This window comes from Rhodothermales bacterium, from assembly GCA_017643395.1.
Classification (GTDB): domain Bacteria; phylum Bacteroidota; class Rhodothermia; order Rhodothermales; family UBA10348; genus JABDJZ01.
Genome location: JAEPNP010000001.1, coordinates 1317804 through 1336927 on the forward strand (window position 1 = coordinate 1317804; position 19124 = coordinate 1336927).

The window sequence follows — 19124 nt, forward strand, 5'->3', positions numbered from 1 at the left end:
GGTATCCCGCCGAATCGACTTCAGATCTCGGCGAGAGGGCCGATCAAAACCTTTGCATGCCACCACCCTGGCCGGGTGTGGTGTGTCGATACCGATCTCAAACAGGGATCGACCCCTCACGAGTCAAGGCGATGCAACTGGCAAATCAAGCCAATATCGACGGTTTTCCGAGCCTCCCGGGCTGCGGGACGAATGCGGCATGCCCTTTGAGGAAGGGCTCCGCGGCTCCACGCTCCACCGAATACTTCGCCTGCTCATCATGAAAGACACGCCCGCAAGCATGTCCTCTTTCGCAGCAATGCTCCCTTCCGGCATCGATCCGATCGATGAGGAATGGGGCGGCCTCTACCGAGGCGGTGCATATCTCGCCTTCGGTCGCGCCGCGACTGGCCGAGGCCTCATGACACTTCGATTTGCTCAGACCGGGGCCACCGGCGGCGAGAAGTGTCTTTTCATCGCATCGGACCGCCCGCGGGATCTGGTAATCCAGGCCGCGTCGATCGGGTTCGATCTGAAGCAGGCCCAGCAGGACGGGCTGATCCGCCTGATGCGGATTCCGCCCATGATGAATCCCCAGGCCATGGGAGACGACGCCGTGGCGAAGGCCCTCTGGGACCTGGTGACCATCATTCGCAAACAACGTCCGGACCGGCTGGTCATCAATGACTTCATGCCGTTCGTGATGTTCAGGTCTTTCGATCGCTTCCGGATGGAGTTCATCCGGATGCTGGAGCAGATCGACAGCCTCGATACCACGGTCATGGTTGCGCTGCCGGAGCCGGCCAACCCCCAGTCCCGCCGTGTGATCGACTTCATGGCCGGCCAGATGACCGGCGCGGTGCACATTGAAGCAGCCGACGAGGAGCCCACGAGCACGGAGCGCCGGCTGACCCTGATTCCGCACATCGGACAGATCAAACGCCAGGTAGTGCGCCATTGGGATCTTGCGGACGTGGTGACCACTCCGGGCCAGGCACCGGTGATCACGGAGGAGGTCTCCATGCCGGATGTGACCCCCGCTCCGGAAGCTCCGCGTTTCCCGCATGTGGCACCCGATGCCCTGGGTGAGGAGCCCGAAGCGCCGAGCGCACCGAAGGAAGACGCCATGGAGCGCTACTCGGACCGCGTTTCATTCCGGGATCGCCTGCAGAACTTCTTTATCAACCGCGAGGATGTGGCGAGTCCCTTCCTGCTGCTGGCCATGCGCATGGACCAGACCAGCGACCGCGGTCCGGTGGACTTCGAGTTCATCATTGACCTGGTGGCCGACAGCCTGCGCCCCCAGGACGACATGCTCATCAGCCCCATCAATGAGCGGCTGGTAGTACTGCTTGCCGACAGCAAGCCCGAAGAGGCACAGGGCTTCTTTGCCCGCCTCAAAAACCGGCTCCGCGCCGACGCGCCCCAGCAGGCCGATCACCTGCTGCACGCCGTGTCCGCCATCGTGGTGCCCGACGGCCGTCCGTTCCAGAGCGCAGACGAATTCCTCACCTACGCACTGGACGAGGCCTAAATCCCGACCCCGACGCCATGACCAATCCCCGGCATATCCTTCTCATCCTGGTCGCCTCGCTGTGCGTGGCGGCCACTCCTGTTTCCGTGCAGGCCCAGGACGTTGCTGCGCAATCACGCGCGGAAACGGCCATCGAACAGGGCCGCTACGATGACGCCATCAGCATTCTGAACGGCGTCATCCAGCCCGGAACCATTGACACACGCGCGCTGCTGCTGCGTGCCCGGGCCTATCGGCTCATGGGCAACGAGTCGGCCTCGGAGAGTGATTTCCGCGCGGTGCTAGAGATCGACCCGGCGAACCGGGAAGCCCTGGACGGGCTCCAGGAGCTGCGCGGACAGCGCTCTCCAGCCACCGGCAACCTGGGCAGCCTGCGCAGGCTGGTGGAGGCCAACCCGGACAACCTGGCCTTTCTGATTCGCTACGCGGACGCACTTTTTGATGCGCGCTACTGGCAGGAGGCCGCCGACCAGTACGGACTCTATCTGAACCGCACGCAGGGCACGCCCGACATCGTACAGCGCTATCTGATTGCCATCGCAAACTACCCGGGAGACAACGCGCTGGGTGAGGCGGTGGCTGACGAGTATGTAGCCATCTACACCACCGACGACGACCTCTGGATGCGTCTCGGTTACTTCCGCCTCTGGCAGGGCAACTATGCCGGTGCCCTCGAGGCCTGTGAGCAGAGCCTGCTGTTGAATCCGGCCAACGCCGAGTCCCGCGACTGTCAGCTGCAGGCGCGCAATCCGGACGTGATTGCCCGTTCGTCCACCTATCCCATAGACGTCGCATTTCGGGATGTGCGCGCCAATCCGGACGATCGTGCCCGTCGCTACCAGCTCATCGACCTCCTGATCGAGGCCGAGCGTTACTTCGAAGCCCGCCAGCAGCTGGACATCCTGGCGGACGCCAATCGGGGCCAGGCAGAGTGGCAGCGCCGCGACCGTGTGGTCGAGCAAGGCCTGCGCGTCAGCCCGGGTGCCCTTTCCACCTTTCCCATCGACGTAAAGACCCGCGCGCTGCTGCAGAATCCGCGGCAGGATGACGTGCGCTTTGAGCTCATCGACCTGCTGGTCGCGGACGATCGCTACTTCGAGGCGCAGCAGAACCTGCAGTACCTGCGCAACGAGCACGGCAACAGCGAGCGCTGGCGCACACGCTGGGAAGATGTCAGCGCAGAACTGGCCAAGCTGGATGACGGCGGCCGCTCGCGCCTGTCCACCTATCCGATCGATGTGCTCACGCGAGACCTGATGGTCAACCCCAATCAGGACCAGAAGCGTTTTGAGCTCGTGGAGCTACTGATTGAGAATCGCCGCTACTTCGAGGCGGACCAGAACCTGGCCGTGCTGGCACCGCGCCATCGCCGGACCAACAACTGGCGTCGTCTGAATCAGCGGGCGGAAGCCGGCTTGCGTGCAGCGGAGCGCCGGCGTCCCACGCCCCAGCAGGAGTTCATTGTGGACCGCCTGTACCGGGAGCTGAAGGCGACACCGGGCAACGACACCAAGCGGTTCCAGCTGGTGGATCAGCTGATCAAGTACGACCGCTACGCTGAGGCCTACGACCAGTTGGTGCTGCTGCGGGATCGCCACGGTGAAGGCCGTCAGTGGCTGAGTGCTTTCATCAAAGTGGACGATGGGCTGGTGCGCGCCGGTACGCCGATCTACGCGATTGACCGGTGGACGTACCGGTTGATGTTTGATCCTTCGGACTCCGCCGTGCGCTTCCAGCTGGTCGATGCCCTGGCAGAGGAGGGCCGCGTGGCCGAGGCGCTCGAGATCCTGACCGACAGCCGGTACACCGATGTCGGCAATCCGGGCTACCAGTCGCGCCTGCGCCGCATCGCCGATCTGCGCTTTGCCATTGCCGAGCAGCGTGTGGCCGAACTGGAAGACCGCCTGGTCGCCAATCCCAACGATTCAGCGGCTCTCCGCGAGATCGCCGACCACTACCTGGTGCTGGGTCGTGACGAGGAGGCCTTTGAGACCTACGCCGCACTGCTTTCCATCGAGCCAGGCAACGACGCCATGCGCGCCGACTTCGCCGAGGCCCTGCAGTCCCGCGGCTACTACGACCAGGCGCTCATGCAGGCCGACTACCTGCTGGATCGCCAGCCCGATAACACCGAATTCCAGCGCCTCTTTGTGCTGGCGTCCATTGCTCAGGGAGACCTGGATCAGCTGGGCGAGGCCTACGTGACCAACCTCATGGACGGCCCCGGGAGCAATGATCCGGAGCTGCTCCTGGTGCTGGCCGAGTACCGTCTCCTGCGCGGAGACGTGGAGGCCGCCGACAACTACGTGCGTATGGCGGACGCGCTGGGCGACACCCGGTTTTCGACTCGCATTAGTACGGTACACCAGCTCGTCAGCCGGGAGCGCATTCGGCTGGCCGAGGCTGGCCGTCTGGACATGCTGAACGAGGCCCGTCGCCTGGCCGCTGCACGCCAGTTCAACCGGGCCATTGACGCCTATGAGGACTACTTCGAGCAGCAGGGCCGCCGCTCCCGCTCAGAGCTCAAGGAGCTGGCTCAGGTCCACACGGCGGCAGCCGACTACGTGACGGCCCTCTCGATTCTCAATGCCCTGCAGGAGCAGGCCTGGGAATACGACGTGGCCAAGGAAATCGGCCGCAACCAAATCTACCGCGAGGACTACTCGGGCGCGCTGCGCACGCTGGAGGACCTGGCGAATCGCAACCCGCGCGACTTCGAGGTCCGCTTCCTGATGGCCGACGCCTACCGCGAACTGGGTCTGTTCACCCAGGCCGAAGCTGTGTATGCAGATGCCCAGCGTCTGGCAGATGCCTCTGAGGTGATCGAAGAGCGCAGCGCCGCACTCGACGTCTCCATGCGCCAGAGTCTGGCGCAGAGCGGTGAGTGGCAGGGCATGGACTTCGCCGGCATCATTGTGCCCGTTGCCGAGGCCGTGGTGGCCCGCGGCGGCGGCACCCGGTATGACCGATGGGCGCAGGGTATGCAGACCCACGTGACCATTCCGTGGGGCTACGGCACGGTGCTCATGGCCGGTGTGAACTCCCACTTCATAGACGGCACGCGCCAGCTGATTCCGAACTCGCCGACCACGCGGGGACGCATCAACCAGATCTTTGCCGCGGGCTACCGCGACCTGACGCCTCCGGAAGTGGAGTACAACCACGCTTCGTATACCAACCGGGTTTCGGGCGAAGTGGGCATCTTCGATTACGAAGGTGGCCGTACGGTAGGCTTCGGCGGCATCCGCTACTGGAGGCAGGACCCGGGCGTTTATCGCGGCTCGGTGGGTCTGCGCACCAGCGAAGGCGCCATCGAACTCTGGTCACCGGCAGGCGGCGAGTACAACCTGCGCTTGACGCAGCTGAACATTCGAGGCCACGTGCCGAGCGTCATGCCGGACTCCACGCTGCGCTTGAGCGGCAATGTGTCATTCAATGTGGTGCGTGACAACTTTGGCAACACCGGCAACAGCAGCGATACCAACTTCGGCACCAACATCCTGCTGGAAGGCTCCTACAAGATTCTCGGGCAGACCTGGCTCGGGCTGACCTACTACCAGATCGACTACCGGAGCCGCACGGACCTCTACTTCAGTCCGCGCAACTACGCCAGCTACGACCTCTTCCTGGAGTACGAGAAGAACGTCCCGTTCCAGTCGTACCTCCGTCTCCGCGGCGCGATGGGCATCGTCTCCCGCTCGTCGGGTTTTGTCTCCCGTCGCATCGAGATGGACTGGATCCGGCGCCTCGCGACCAACTGGTCCTTCAACATGTCGGGCTCTCTCGGCCAGTCCACCCGCTCGCTCGGGTCGGGCGCCACCAGCTTCATCGACCGCTACAACACGTTCACCGTGTCGGCGGCCCTGTCCTGGACCCTCTAGGACCGGACAGGCAGCCAAACAGGTAACTACCCATGGCCAACGAAACCCAGAATCAGAACCAGGAGACGACTCCGGCTGCGCCGGCTCAGTCGCGCGCGGATCTGGAACGCACGCAGTTCGCGCCGGTGCGCCGCTCTGACAGCGAGATGGTCGGCCCGCGCGAGGACGAGTCCGTCCTGGTGCGTCGCATCTTCGTCTACGGATTCCTCTCGCTGATCCTCTTCGGCATCATCTGGTTCTTCATGGAGGACCCGAATGGATGGCTGAGCGGCTGGACCGGCGAACCCGTGTCCCTGTCCTGGGCCGGACTCATTGTGTACTCGTCCATCGTGGCGTTGGTGCTCTTCCTGGTCATCCTGCTCTTCAGGTACCTCAGCCTGATGAACATGGCCTACCTGAATACCACCAAACACACGATTGAGGAGGGGCACGACCCCAACTTCCTGCCGCCGGTGTCGATCATCGTGCCGGCGTACAACGAGGGCAAACTGCTCAAGTCCACGGTGGCCAGCCTCCTGGAGATGGACTACCCGCAGTACGAGATCCTGCTGGTGGATGACGGCTCCACGGACGATACGCGGGACGTCGCCCGCGAGGTGGTGGGCATCTACCGCCAGGGCACCGTGGAGGTGCGCCTGGTAGAGAAACCGAATGGCGGCAAGGCCACGGCCCTGAACGCCGGAATCCAGGTCTCCCGGTACGACTACGTACTGAACGTGGACGGCGACTCGCAGCTGTCCCCTGACACGCTTCGCAAGACCATCCGGCATTTTGTGGATCCCCGCCTGGGGGCCATCGCCGGTAATGTGAAGGTGCTCAACCGCGACAACGTCTGGACCACGCTGCAGGCGCTGGAATATGTGGAGGGCCTCAATATGGCGCGCTCCGCCCAGTCCATCGTCAAGCTGGTCAACATCATTCCGGGCCCGCTGGGGCTGTTCCGCAAGCAGGCCATTCTGGATGCGGGCTGGTACAGCAGCGACACGTTCGCCGAGGATGCGGACATCACGCTGAAGATCATCCGCGCCGGCTGGCGTGTGGAGTACGAGCCGGATGCCAAGTCGTACACCGAGGCTCCGGACACCATCGTGGACCTCCTGAAGCAGCGGTACCGCTGGACGCGGGGCATCATTCAGGCTGTGCGCAAGCACAACGACCTGTTCTTCAATCCCACGATCAACTTTGGCGGCACCATTGTGATGTGGTCGATGGCCTTTGAGGCCCTCATCTGGCCCATCATGAACATCTTCGCCAACGCCTACTTCATCTTCATCGCGCTCGTGTTCGACATGAGCTACTACCTGGTCTATTGGTGGCTCAGTCTCACCATTCTTGACCTGATTGCCGCGTTGTACTGCGTGGCGGTGGAGAAGGAAGAGGCGCGTCTGGTCTTCTACTCGCTGTTCTATCGCCTCTTCTTCATCCTGATTGTGGACGTGTGTAAAACGTTCGCGACGGTGGAGGAATTCCTCGGTATCGGCATGAGCTGGGGCAAGCTGGAACGCATCGGAAGTGGCTCAAAAGCCTGATCGGGCCAATCTCATTTTGATTACCAGTAGCAAGAATGAGACTGAATCCCACCCAAAAAACCCTCAAAACGGCCAAAACACGGGGGTGTGCGATTTGGGCACAGTGCTTGATGAACGTCCTGGTGAATTGAAACCCTAAGTGCGCCTCCCGGCGCGACTACCATGGAACTAGTCCCGATTCTCTCGACGATCATCCTCGTAGGCACGATCGCAACGTTCATTCTCGCCGTTGCTGCCTACGTCCTCTACAAGATTCGCGAAGGCCGCGCCCGCGAAAGCCAGCAGCAGCAGACCTACATGCAGCAGGAGCCGCATGTCCTGGTTGCTCCGGAAGGCTCCCGCCCGGCCATCGCCATCAACCAGTACCAGGGTCAGCCGCAGCAGGCCGCCATGTATCAGCCGGCTCCGGGCCAGCAGGTGCAGCGCCAGCAGCTTCAGGCTCCTCCGCAGGGCCAGAACCCGAACTCGTTGTTCTGGGAGTACACTGACAAGGGCTTCGTCCCGGTCGATCCCCAGGAAGAGCAGGTTCAGGCTCAGCAGCAGCAGCAGGCCCAGCAGTCGCAGCAGCAGTCCCAGCAGGACGAAGGCTACGCCTGGCTGTAAGCCGACCCAACCGAGTATCCCTGTAACCCCGACCACCTGAACCGATGGCACTGCCACGCCTGGAAAGAGTCAACACGCTGTGGTTCCTGACGCTTGGCGTCACGGCCCTGGCCGCGGCCATCCTGGTGTACATCCTGCTCCTGGAGTCTGCGCTCGGCGCCTTCTCCATCCGGGATGCCTCACCGGCCGCCATCGGCCAGACGTCGCGCCCGAGTGTGGCTCTCCTGCAGAGTGACTACACCAAGACGGTGCACCAGCGCCTGAACCTGAGTGACACCACCACCACCTGGCTGGACGAGACCCTGCTCTCGTGGCGCCGGTTCCTGGTGGAGAAGGAGCGTCAGATCTCCTTCCAGGACATCAGCGATCAGGACCTGGAGAATGGATTCCTGGACGACTACGACGTCCTGATCCTGCCTTCGGTACGCGCGATGAGCGATGTGCAGATCCAGCGCATCCAGGAGTTCATGCAGCAAGGCGGCAGCGTGCTCGCCACATGGACCCCGGGCGTATACCGACCGGACGCATCCTGGCGTGGCTGGAGCTTCGTGGAAGAGACGTTCGGCGTCGAATTCCAGGAGTTCGTCGAGCGCGGCGTGGGGAATTACAGAGTATACACGGACACCTTCCCGGGCATCACGCCCGAGGGCATCTACCTGCCTGAGTACCTCGCGGAGAATGGTACCTCAGAACCCATCAATGGGACTGGTTCCGAATTCATTTTTCGCGAGGCTCAGCGGGCAGAGGCCCGAGCCGCCGACTTCCCGCCGCTCCGTACCTACGTCTGGAGCGACACCCTGAATACCAACCCGCCCACGCGGGACTACGCCCGGGCCGAGATCGTGCGTGCGCCGATCCGCAACACCGAAGGCGAGCTGGTAAATCAGCAGGCGGTGAAAGTCACCTACTTCACCTGGATCGGGGGCGACCCGAGCTCGGAGATCCCCTTCCCGCGCACCAACGCCGGTGTGCGTCGGTTCACGTTGCGTGGAAACACGCCGCTGACCGCCAACGTGCCTTCCGGCTACCGTGTCAAGGTGCAGGTCTACAACCCGGGTGTAAAGGTCCGCGTGACCGAGCCCCAGCGCACGCAGGCCGCCGGGTTCTGGTACGACTTCGCTACGGATGATCTGGTATCGTCCGATGCGGTCGAGAACACCACCGGCATGGCCTACGGCACGTACGGCGAAGGCCGCTTTGTCTACATGGGCTTCCAGCGGAATGCCATGGGCATCGGCCCGGAAGACCGGGAAGACTGGCAGCAGCTGGCCCAGGTGTTCGCCAACGTCATGAACTACCTGCGTCGCCGCCCGGTGATCTGGGTGCATGACTGGCCGCATCCCTACACGGCTGCAGGCATGATGACCGGTGTCGCCAATGGCGATCCGTCCGGCCTGGAAACGGCCGTTTCCACGCTCGAGAGCGAGAACTTCCCGGGCACCTTCTTTGTCGATCCTGCTGCGTCTGACGGCGCGCGGCCGCTGCTGAACCGGATGTACGATCTGGGCGATGTGGGTGTGCTCGATACGCTGCGGACCCGCAGCGACGGCAGTGCCGATGCGCAGGGACGTCGTCTCCGTGAGCGTCGCCAGATGCTGGAGGGCCTCGTCAACGGCCGTGCGATTCGCGGCTACAAGGCCACAGATCGGGGCGAACTCAGCAAGGACTACACGCTGGGCGGTCTGGTTGATGCAGAGGTGTACACCTACTTCATGCCCGACTCCATTGGTCGGCGTACTACGCCGAAAATCATGGGCAAGCCGGTCGAGGCGCTGACCCGGATCGGTGTCAGTTCCCGAAGCGACCGCGATATCCTGGGCGGTGATGCCACCGTCTCCATGGACCTTGCCTCCAGCCTGATCCAGGACGGCATCCGCCGCGCCGAATATGAAGGCGGTCTGTTCAATCTGGTCTACAGCGAGGATCTGCTCGGCCAGAACAGTGGGGTCCTGCGCGGCGTGGCCCGCAGCCTGAAGGGCGGCACCTTCTGGAATGCCTCCGGTGACGAGGTGGCCCACTGGTGGCGCCTGCACCGCGGCCTGGAAGCGGACGTTGAGCAGCGCGGTCCTTCCCGAATCTTTGTGCGCGTCTCGAACGGCAATGGCGACATCGCCCAGAACGCGTCCATCTCCATCTCCCTCGGTCAGTCTGTCGAGTCGGTGAACATCCGGCCGGAGCTGATCAACATCCTCAAGGTGTTCGGCGAGGGCGAGGACATTCCGAACTACGAGCTGAAAGAGAACGGTACCGTGCTGGTCATGGAGATCGAAGAGCTCAAGCCTCAGCAGTACCGAATCTTCCACATTGACCTGCTCGGACCCAACACGGATCCGTTCCGGGTCTCCGACGGCCAGTAAGCATGAAAGAGCGCCTTACATCTCTGTTGGCAGCGGCCGTCCTGGTCTTCGCTTTCGCGGCTCCGGCCGCGCAGGCTCAGGCAGTGGACGCTACGCTGACCCTGAATCAGCCCGCACCGGGCGTGGCTCACCTCACCGGTGATCTGTTCGATGTGGACGAGCCGCGCGTGGCACTTCTCGTGTCTGAGCAGGCTCGCGGCGACAATGAGCTTACCCGGGCCCGGGCTCGCGATGCGGTCTACTACTGGGAAGTCTTCCTGCTCGGCCTGCAGCTGCCCTACCAGACGGTGGGCGACGGCGACGTGGCCAAGATCTCCCACAAGGACTACGATCTGCTGATCATGCCGGTGGCGGATGCCCTGAGCAGCCGCCAGCGCAAGGCCCTGCTGAAGTTTGTGGACCGGGGTGGATCGGTGATCGCTTCCGGTGACCTGGCCACGGATGATCGCGGCGATACGTTCTTTGCCGAACTGCTTGGTTCCGAGCTCGTGAGCCGTGTGCCTGAGCAGCCGTTCGGTCTACTGCATTCCATCGATACCGCCACGCCGGTGGGTCAGGGCGTTCCTCCGGGCTTCCGCCTGAACCTGGCGCCCATGGGCACGCTGACGGCGGCTCGCCCGATCGAGGGCATGGCGCTTGGTACGCCCTATTCCTACAGCGGCCGGGACGATGTGCGTCTGGCCGATCTCACGCTGGCCGTGCTGAATCGCCGGGGCGACGGATTTGCGATGTGGACCCGCTTCGGTCCGCAGGACGTGTCTCGCGAGCGTGCCCACCAGGCCGCCTACCAGCGCATGATGGTCAACGCCATGGCTCGCATGACCGGTGCCCGCACCGTGTCTGTGCGTCCCTGGCCGGAGCTTGCGCAGTCCGCGCTAGCCATCGCCGCACTGCCGACCGTTGGTTTTGAGCCGCTGTCCTACCTGGCCGGTTGGGAGGAATTCCTGGGCCTGCTCAACATGGAGGGCATGCCTGCCACCTTCTTTGTGACCACCGAAGAGGCTGCCGGCTTCCCGGACATCGTGGCCGAAATGGGTCGCCTGGGTGAAGTGGCTGTGGCCGGTGAGTCCGACAACGTACTGCTCGGCCAGCCGTACGAAGTGCAGGAGGGTCGCATGGCCCGCTCCCGCAACACCCTTGGTGGCGTGCAGGTGGGCATCTACCCACCGGGCGGCTACCATGACGGCAACACGCTGCGTGCGGCCGTCGAGGGTGGATTCAACTATGTGCTTCTGCCGGGCGCCAACAGCCTGGCTCCGACCACCGTTCGCTGGTGGGAGGACGTGGATTACCGCAGCCTGCAGGCGACGGCCACCGAGCAGGTGGACCTGGCCTTCCTGCGGTCCCGCCGCCGCGCCCAGCGCGAGCCGACTCGCCGTGAGGCCCTGGAGCCTACGCCGGCCGTGCTCATGCCGCTGGACGCCGGTACCCAGGACTACGTGACCCGCTTCAACGCGGTGGAGCGAGCCGGCGGCCTGTACGTGCTGCCCTTCTATCCCGAGTCCGAGCGTGCCGGTTCGGTGCGCACCGGCCAGCTGCGCGATGTCCTGGCGATGGCCCAGGAGCGCGGCACCTGGACGGCGACCGTCAATGACATTCTGCGCTGGTGGACCCAGATGGGTGGCATCTCCGTGGCCGTCGCGGATGGTCCGGATGAGGAGTTCGTCATCGATGTTACCAACCGCGGCAACGAGTCCGTCTCCGGCGTGACGCTGGAGTTGCACCTGGGTGATGTCGGGTTCGACAACCTGGAAGGCGATGTCGGCGCGAACCTCGTGGCCGGCGACCTCGACGGGACCTACCTGCTGCTCATCGATCGTTTGCCCACAGGAACCAGCCGATTCAGCCTGAACCTGTTCTGATTTTCGCCGCCTGCGAGGCGGCACTGAATACACGTCCCTCGCAACCGGGACGTGTGCGTCGGGGAGAGGCGTCCTGTAGTCCGAAAGGATTGCAGGACGTCTCTATTTTTTGGGGGTTGGTGCGGGAGGGGCTGGTGCGGCTCGGGCGCAGTTCGGGCGGCTCGGGGACTCGGCGCGGCGCGGCGCGGCGCGGCTCAGGCTGGGGCGGCTCGGGGACTCGGCGCGGCTCGGGCCAGGCCAGGCCCGGTCGAGCGCTCCGGAGTGGAATTGCGACCCCTGATTCCATGTTTGGCGGCTGTGCCTGGGGCTCGATGTGGACTAGCGGCCCTGATTCCACAAGCACGGCGGGCGTCCGGCGGTTCCGGGTGTAATGGCGGGCCAGGATTCCACAACTGGGGCTCATGGCCGCCGCTCACGGCGGGAATGACCGCCGCTCACGGCGAGCATGGCTGCCGGACCAGGCCAGAATAGTGTCAAACTGCCATTGCCCGACGCGTGGGAAGGCGCATCTTACGGTGTCGGAGACCCCGGCAATTCTCCGTTGTCTACGTTAGGCACCTTCACCCTCAGGCATGAGCAGACCCCAACCCTGGCAGTGGGCCGGCGGCGTCCTCCTGGTCGCAGTCCTTGGCCTTCTGATGTACGGCTTCTGGCCACAACTGACCGGTGCGGCTGATGAGGCGGGTCCGGAGCGGCCGGAATCCGAAGGCTCCTCCAGACGCGCCAATGTCGACGTGCAGATCATCGAGCCGCGCGATTTCGTGCTTCGTGCCGAAGCCACCGGTCACCTGCGCCCGTGGCGGGCTACCAAAGTCAGCGCCGAAGCGTCCGGCCGGGTAGTCGCGAGACCGCATGAGGAGGGTGACTTCGTGCGTCAGGGCACCGTTCTCCTGCAAATGGACTTCAGAGAGCAGGAAATCGCGCTGGCCGAGGCAGAGAGCGAGCTACTCAAGGCCCAGAGCGAGTTCGCAACATTCACCGCGTTTCGCTCTGATGTCGAGGTCGACTCCAGCGCCGTGCGCATCGCCCGGGAGCAGTTCGCGAACGCGGTGCAAGCGCGCGAAGAGGGTCAGATCACCGAACGAGAATTGACCCAGGCTCGTCGCACTCTCGACATCGCCTTGCTCCGTGCGGGAAATAGGCGCTCGGAAGTCGAAGCGGTCGTGTCCGGGCTCGCTCAGGCAGAAAGCCGCGCCGCCCGGGCCCGCCTCAACCTGGAGCGCATGCAGGTGGTGGCTCCATTCTCCGGATTCATCGCAGACATCGAGGTGGAGGTGGGCCAGCGCATCGGGGCGGGACAGGAACTGCTGCAGCTGCTCCAGACCTCCCGGATGCGCGTCCAGGTGGATGTCCTGGAGTCGGACCTGGCGCGTATCAGCCGTGGCGGGACGGCCCGCGTTCGCATCCCCGCACTGGACGATGAGGTCGTGCAGGGCCGTGTCCATGCCATAAATCCAAGCGTCGATCCAGACAAGGGTACCGGGCGCATCACGGTTGCCCTCGACAATTCTTCCGGCCGCCTGGTTTCCGGGCTGTTTGCCTACGTGGAACTGGAGGCCGGTCGTCTCGCAGACCGCGTAGTCGTGCCGACCGAGGCCTTGCTTGTGCGCCAGGGCAGGGACCTGGTTTTCCTGGTCGATGGTGGGCGCGCCAAGTGGACCTACGTCACGGTGGGTCGGCGCTCCGGCGACGCCGTGGAGATCGTCGAGCCACTCGTGGCCGGCGATTCACTGGCCGTGTCGGGACACCACGCACTCTCCCACGATGCCGCTGTGCGCGTGGAAAAGGTAGTAGCGCACGCCCAATGAGAAAGCCGCTTCAAACGCGTCTGGTGTGGTTGGCGTTGTGCATGCCATTGGTGCTGCCGGCAAGCGCGCAGGACCCCAACCCGTTCCTCGCGCACATCACGCCCATGGCGGAGGCTGAGGACATCGAGTCCGGGGCATTTGCCCAGTACTTCGAGCGTGTAGGCCGCTGGGACTTTGCACCGGACGTCATGATCGCCGACTGGAATGGGGTCAGGTTCGGACCTGACGGCCGATTCGTCGGACTGGATCTGGGCGCTGGAGTGGCGCAGTACTTCGCGCCAGACGGCCGGCTCCTGAAGACGCTGGATCTCACTGAGTGCGAGCCCGGCTTCGCAGGTCAACTCACGAAGGCCGCCGTTTTCGACGACGGCAGTTTTCTGATCATGCCGTCGGGCGGAGTGCCCGGCTTCTGGTTCGATACATCCGGCACCTGCACCGGCAGGTTCGACTACGGCCGTTTCTTCCCGCTATATGCCATCGCGTCACTGGGTCACCGCCTGATCACCGTGCGACGGGTTCCTCCGGTGCTGGAAATCGAAGAACGCGCGGACGGAGACGTCCTCAAACGGACCATTACGTCCATCGACCGCCACCCGAACCTGAACGGCATCATTCCGGGTGGGGGACTCCACAGAACCTCTGAAGGTCGGCTCTATGTGGGCATGACCACGGGTCTCGACTATGCGGTGTTCGACTCGACCGGCCGCTCGCTCGGCGCGATCGGGGAAACGCCCGCATTCTTTCGGGGCGTGACTCAAGACGCTGAATCCCACGCTACTGCGTTCGGAGAGTACATGAGCCGGGTGTCGAAACTGAACAGCATTCGAGTGCGCTCTTTTCTGGTGGGCGATGCGCTGGTCAGCCTGGCCCAGAACGGCTACGAACCCGAAACGTCTCCGCGCCGCCACGCGCTGCACGCCATCAGGATCACCGGCGAGTTGATCACAAGCGAGGATGTGTACCTGCCGAGGTCCGTCGTATTCGTTGGCGCGTTCGACGACCTGCTGTTCCGCCTGATGGTGCCAGACGACGGCGAGCCGTTCTTCGCGGTCTACCGGATTCGCGGATGAGGACCGTTCTATTGCAGCGACCCGCCCCAGCCTGCCAACAAACAACGGTGTCACGTGCCGATGGCACTTTCGCCAGGGAGCCTCGGAGATCGTGGCCCCGACAACCCAGACCCATGCGTAGTCTTCTGCCCTGTTTGGTACTCTCGACCCTGGTCGCCTGCAGCTCCGGCCCCGTGGATAAACCGTCCCGACGCACGCTGGCCAACGGCGCCGTCGAGGTGAACCACAGCTCTCTGGCCAACACCCCGGGCCTGCAGTTGTCCGAGGAGCTCAGGATCGGAGTGGCCGGGTCAGGGTCCGATTCGGCCGATGACCCGTTCATATTCGGCGACATCCGGGACCTCGAGGTCGGCCTCGACGGCACGATCTACGTGCTGGATTATCAGGCTGCCCAGATCCGCATGTTCGATAGCACTGGCGAGTTCATCGGCCTTCTTGCGGACAAGGGCGAGGGGCCGGGTGAGCTTGGAAGGACCAACGGGATTCGGCTGGACTCTGATGGCTTTCTCTGGGTCAATGATCACGGCAATCGGCGCGTGACGCTTTTCGACAGCGAAGGGGCCATCGTCCGTGAGATGCCTTGGCGGGCGCGCGGCTATGGATATAGCTGGCGCGGCATGGGCCATGGTGGACGCTACTGGTATTTCTCCTCCGGGGAGCTCGATCCCGCAGAATTCGACAAGCGGGGAGTCGTCGAAAGCACCTCCGAGACGTATCTGACATCGCTCGGGGAGACGGAGGAGGAGGACGTGAGTGTGTATCTGGGCTCGAACACGGGCAGCTATCTGCGTTTCCCAAGGGGCACCACCGGAATTCCGTTTTCAGGCGGCGGCGGCTCGTATTTGGACCCCGGAGGCCACGTCTGGATGGCAGCAAGTGCGGAGTACAAGCTCGTTCGCATGGATCTTGAGGCTGACACGACGCTCATGATCACGGCCTCGGTTGATCCGGCCCCCGTGTCGGATTCCGAGCGCACAATGGCCATCGAGAACTACGAATCCATGATGGAGCGCATGGGTCAACTGGATATTGACTGGAGCATTATTCCGTCCCACAAACCCATGATTGGCGGGATTACCGGGACCGCGGAGGGCGGCGTTTGGGTCAGAAGGGATACCGACACGGGGCCGGTCTTCGACATTTTTGCGGGCGATGGGACCTATGGCGGAACAGCCGACGCGGGCGCTCTCGGAGCGTTCTCGGGTGTTGAACCGGTGATCCGGGGAGACAGAATCTGGGGTAAGGCCATGGACCGGGACGGCACCCCTGTGGTGATTCGCGCGAGGTTGATGCCCGCTGATCGGTAGGGGCCCGGCGGGACTACTGTAGTCGAGCTTGAATATGAGCACACCAGGCAAGCGGAGAACCACACAACCAAAGAAGCGCCTGGCCCGATGAGGACCTTCATCCGGCTCTGCTTCCGAAGACCCGTCGCGGTCACGGCGTTCTACACCCTGGTCGTCGTCGCCGCGGCGGTGGGGTACTGGCGCCTGCCGGTGACACTCCTTCCGGATGTGCGCTATCCCACGCTGGTGGTGTGGACTGCGTACCCGGATGTGCCGCCGGAGCGCGTTGAGCGGGCGGTAACCGAACGTGTGGAAGAGGCGGTTGCCGGCACTGACGGCCTCAGGAACCTCACATCCCGCAGTATGCTGGGGGGGAGCCTGGTCCGATTGGACTTTGGCTGGAATACGCGCCTCGATCTGGCCATGCTGCATGTGCGCGAGCAGTTGGACAAGTACGTGGCGGCCCTGCCACTAGGGGCCGAGCGTCCGACCGTGTTGCGGCTGAATCCGAACGACCGCCCCATCATGGTCGTGGCGCTGAGCGAAGACTCAGCCGACGAGACCGATCTCGTGGCCCTGAAGCGCCTTGGACAAGAGGTGATTGCCAGGCGCCTTGAGCAGATCCCGGATGTTGCCCGGGTTGTTGTGACCGGTGGCTTCGATCGCCGCGTAGATGTGGTCCTGGATCCCGCCCGAATGTCGGCCTATGGCCTGACACTCGGCGGCGTGCGCTCGGCCTTGGGTGCCGCCAATGTGGCCCAGCCGGGCGGCTCCATTCGTCGGGGTCCGTTCCGGTTCGCGGTCGAGGTGAGCGGCGAGTTCGAGAGCGTCGACGACGTGCGCTCGACCATCGTGCGGTTCCGGGACGGGGTCCCTGTGCGGCTTCAGGACATCGCCGATGTCCGCGAAGGCGTGGATGAGCGGCGCGGCCTGGTTCGCTACGACGGCCGGGAAACCCTCATGCTACTCATCGAGCGCCGCCCAGACGCGAACACCGTGCGCGCGGCTGAGGAAGTGCGCAGCGTGCTGGCTGAGCTGGAGGCGGAGGTCACCCGCGCAAGCCTCAGCGTTGTTCTGGACGAGAGCGTGTTCATCCGCTCGGCCATTGGTGGTGTGGCCCAGGCCGTGCTGGTCGGCGGATTGCTCGCCATTCTCGTGCTCCTGGTGTTCCTGCGACGCCGGCGCGCGCTCATGGCCGTTGCGGTAGCAGTTCCCCTGTCGTTGTGCCTGACGCTGGTCATTTTCGATGCCCTCGATGTTTCGTTCAATCTGATCTCGCTCTCCGGGCTCGCGCTGGGTGTCGGCATGCTGGTGGACAATGCCATCGTGGTGGTGGAAAACATCGCGCGACTCAGAGACCAGGGCATGAGCCGCGCCGAGGCCGGTGTCGCAGGCGTGTCCGAGGTGGCGGGTGCCGTGACGGCCAGCACCCTGACCACCATCGCGGTCTTTCTGCCCATCACGTTTGTCGAGGGACTGGCCGGCCGGCTGTTCCTTGACCAATCGCTTGCTGTCATCGCGGCGCTTCTGGCCTCCCTGCTGGTGGCATTGACAGTGGTCCCGTTGGTGGCGTCAGCCGCGGGTTCGGAACGCGAAGACGAAGGCGCTCGAGGGCTCCTTCGCAGCGCAGGTGGTTTGGTCGATGGCTATGAGCGGGTTCTAGCCTGGTCGATTGCGCATCGTCCGTATGTCTTGGGGGCGATGGCGTTGCTACTGCTTGTGGCCGGTTGGATCGGAACCGTCCTGCCTCGCGAGTTGGTGCCTCGCACGGATCAGGGCCGCGTGGAGATGGAGATTGCGCTGGCGTCCGATGCGGACCTGCCGCTTCTGAGCGAACGGTCGGCGCAGATCGAGCAGGCCGTGTTGGAGGAGCCCGGTGTAGCGCACGTGTTGGCGGACCTCGGCGAGCGGGATGAGAACCGCTTGCAGCTTGATCCGCGGGCCATCTATGAGGGGGAAATGATTGTCCTGCTTCAGGACGATGCGCGCGCGGAGGAGGTGGACCGCAGGCTGGCCTCTATCCACGTTGCCGCGGACGTCAGCCTGGAGACCCGCCCGGTGCGTACTCAGCTCGAGGTCCTGCTGGCCAGTGAGGATGCGGACCTGCAGATTGACCTGGTCTCCGAGCGGAGAGAGGCGGCGCTGCCCGTGTTGGGAGAAGTGATGTCTGCGCTGGCGCAAGAACCGGCACTTTCGGCCGTGCGGGTGGCGGACGATTTGCGCGTACCGGCATATCGTGTGGAGTTCAAACGGCAGCCGATGGCGCGGCATCGTGTCACGACAAGTGAACTGGCAGCCTACCTGTCGGCGGCGGGGCGCGGGGTGGAGGCCACCGAACTCCGGTCGATCAACGAGGACGTGCCGGTGATTCTGCGGCGCGATGGGATCGCCACCGTGGAGGCACTGCTTGCCCAGCGAGTGGAAACCGTCTCCGGTCCGTTGCCCCTGGGTTTGTTTGTCGAGGCGGAGTACGTGGAGTTGCCGGCGGCTCTGATTCGACAGGACCAGGCGTCCGTGCTGCGGATTCTCGCCGACGTTGCGCCCGGCGCCGATCTCACGGCGGCTGTCGGGGCGGCAGAGGCCGTGGTGGCCCGCTTCGAATCAGTCGATGTGCGTGGCCGTGTGGGTGGCGCCTCCGATGCGTTTCGGGACAGTCTGCGGGCGGTGTTGCTCTCGCTGCTGTTCTCAGTGGCGCTCGTCTTCCTGATCCTGGCCGCGCAGTTCGAAAGCTTTCTTCAGCCGCTGGTGATCCTCGTGACCGTGCCCCTGGCTGCGGCGGGCGTAGCGGTGGTACTGCTGCTCACAGGACAGAGCATCAACCTGATGAGTCTCACGGGGTGCATCGTGCTGGTGGGCATCGTGGTGAACGACGCGATCATCAAAATCGATTTTGCCAACCAGCGAAGGGCTGCGGGCGCCACCGTGCGCGACGCGGTCATGGCGGCGGGTCGGGACCGGCTGCGGCCGATCATCATGACGACGGTGACGACCGTGCTGGGGCTCCTGCCGTTGGCGCTTGGCTTTGGCTCGGGAGCGGAGCTGCGGGCGCCGATGGCGATTGCGATTGCGGGTGGCTTGCTGGCGGCGACGGTGCTGACTTTGGTGGTCGTGCCGGTCTTGTACGTGGTTGTTTCAAGGGCTGGTGGAGGAGGAAGGTGATTCGCGACAGCGTGCACCGTTCACCCGCTTTGTTGTGTGGATCAGTGGGTGCGTAT

At 64.0% G+C, this 19124-nt stretch carries 10 protein-coding genes; all 10 read left to right on the top strand.

All coding sequences use genetic code 11. The features are described 5' to 3' along the window. Positions 1 to 280: 280 nt before the first annotated feature. The 10 genes from JJ896_05290 to JJ896_05335 all read left to right on the top strand — a co-directional run bounded on the left by JJ896_05290 (position 281) and on the right by JJ896_05335 (position 19068). On the top strand, positions 281 to 1513 hold the full coding sequence (locus JJ896_05290) for a hypothetical protein (protein ID MBO6779048.1): 1233 nt from the start codon (positions 281 to 283) through the stop codon (positions 1511 to 1513). A gap of 17 nt (positions 1514 to 1530) precedes the next feature. Beyond that, complete coding sequence (locus tag JJ896_05295; GenBank protein ID MBO6779049.1) at positions 1531 to 5394, top strand: tetratricopeptide repeat protein; 3864 nt, start codon at positions 1531 to 1533, stop codon at positions 5392 to 5394. A gap of 32 nt (positions 5395 to 5426) precedes the next feature. After that, on the top strand, positions 5427 to 6923 hold the full coding sequence (locus tag JJ896_05300; protein MBO6779050.1) for a glycosyltransferase: 1497 nt from the start codon (positions 5427 to 5429) through the stop codon (positions 6921 to 6923). A 162-nt stretch (positions 6924 to 7085) separates the two neighbouring features. Continuing rightward, on the top strand, positions 7086 to 7526 hold the full coding sequence (locus JJ896_05305) for a hypothetical protein (protein MBO6779051.1): 441 nt from the start codon (positions 7086 to 7088) through the stop codon (positions 7524 to 7526). 44 nt (positions 7527 to 7570) lie between these two features. Beyond that, positions 7571 to 9883, top strand: a complete 2313-nt coding sequence (locus JJ896_05310; GenBank protein ID MBO6779052.1) for a hypothetical protein — start codon at positions 7571 to 7573, stop codon at positions 9881 to 9883. Between the two features lie 2 nt (positions 9884 to 9885). Further along, positions 9886 to 11745, top strand: coding sequence for a polysaccharide deacetylase family protein (locus JJ896_05315; GenBank protein MBO6779053.1), 1860 nt, complete (start codon positions 9886 to 9888; stop codon positions 11743 to 11745). Between the two features lie 572 nt (positions 11746 to 12317). Next, the gene (locus tag JJ896_05320) at positions 12318 to 13553 is read left to right on the top strand and encodes an efflux RND transporter periplasmic adaptor subunit (protein ID MBO6779054.1); all 1236 of its coding nucleotides are present in this window, start codon (positions 12318 to 12320) and stop codon (positions 13551 to 13553) included. Further along, positions 13550 to 14623 (top strand): hypothetical protein, encoded by a 1074-nt coding sequence (locus JJ896_05325; protein ID MBO6779055.1) that lies wholly within the window; start codon positions 13550 to 13552, stop codon positions 14621 to 14623. Before JJ896_05320 ends, JJ896_05325 begins: the two co-directional genes overlap by 4 nt. Positions 14624 to 14736: 113 nt before the next feature. Further along, positions 14737 to 15930 carry a 6-bladed beta-propeller gene (locus JJ896_05330; GenBank protein MBO6779056.1) on the top strand — a complete coding sequence of 398 codons (1194 nt, stop codon included), beginning with the start codon at positions 14737 to 14739 and terminating at the stop codon, positions 15928 to 15930. An 87-nt stretch (positions 15931 to 16017) separates the two neighbouring features. Next, positions 16018 to 19068, top strand: a complete 3051-nt coding sequence (locus tag JJ896_05335) for an efflux RND transporter permease subunit (GenBank protein ID MBO6779057.1) — start codon at positions 16018 to 16020, stop codon at positions 19066 to 19068. Positions 19069 to 19124: the final 56 nt, after the last annotated feature.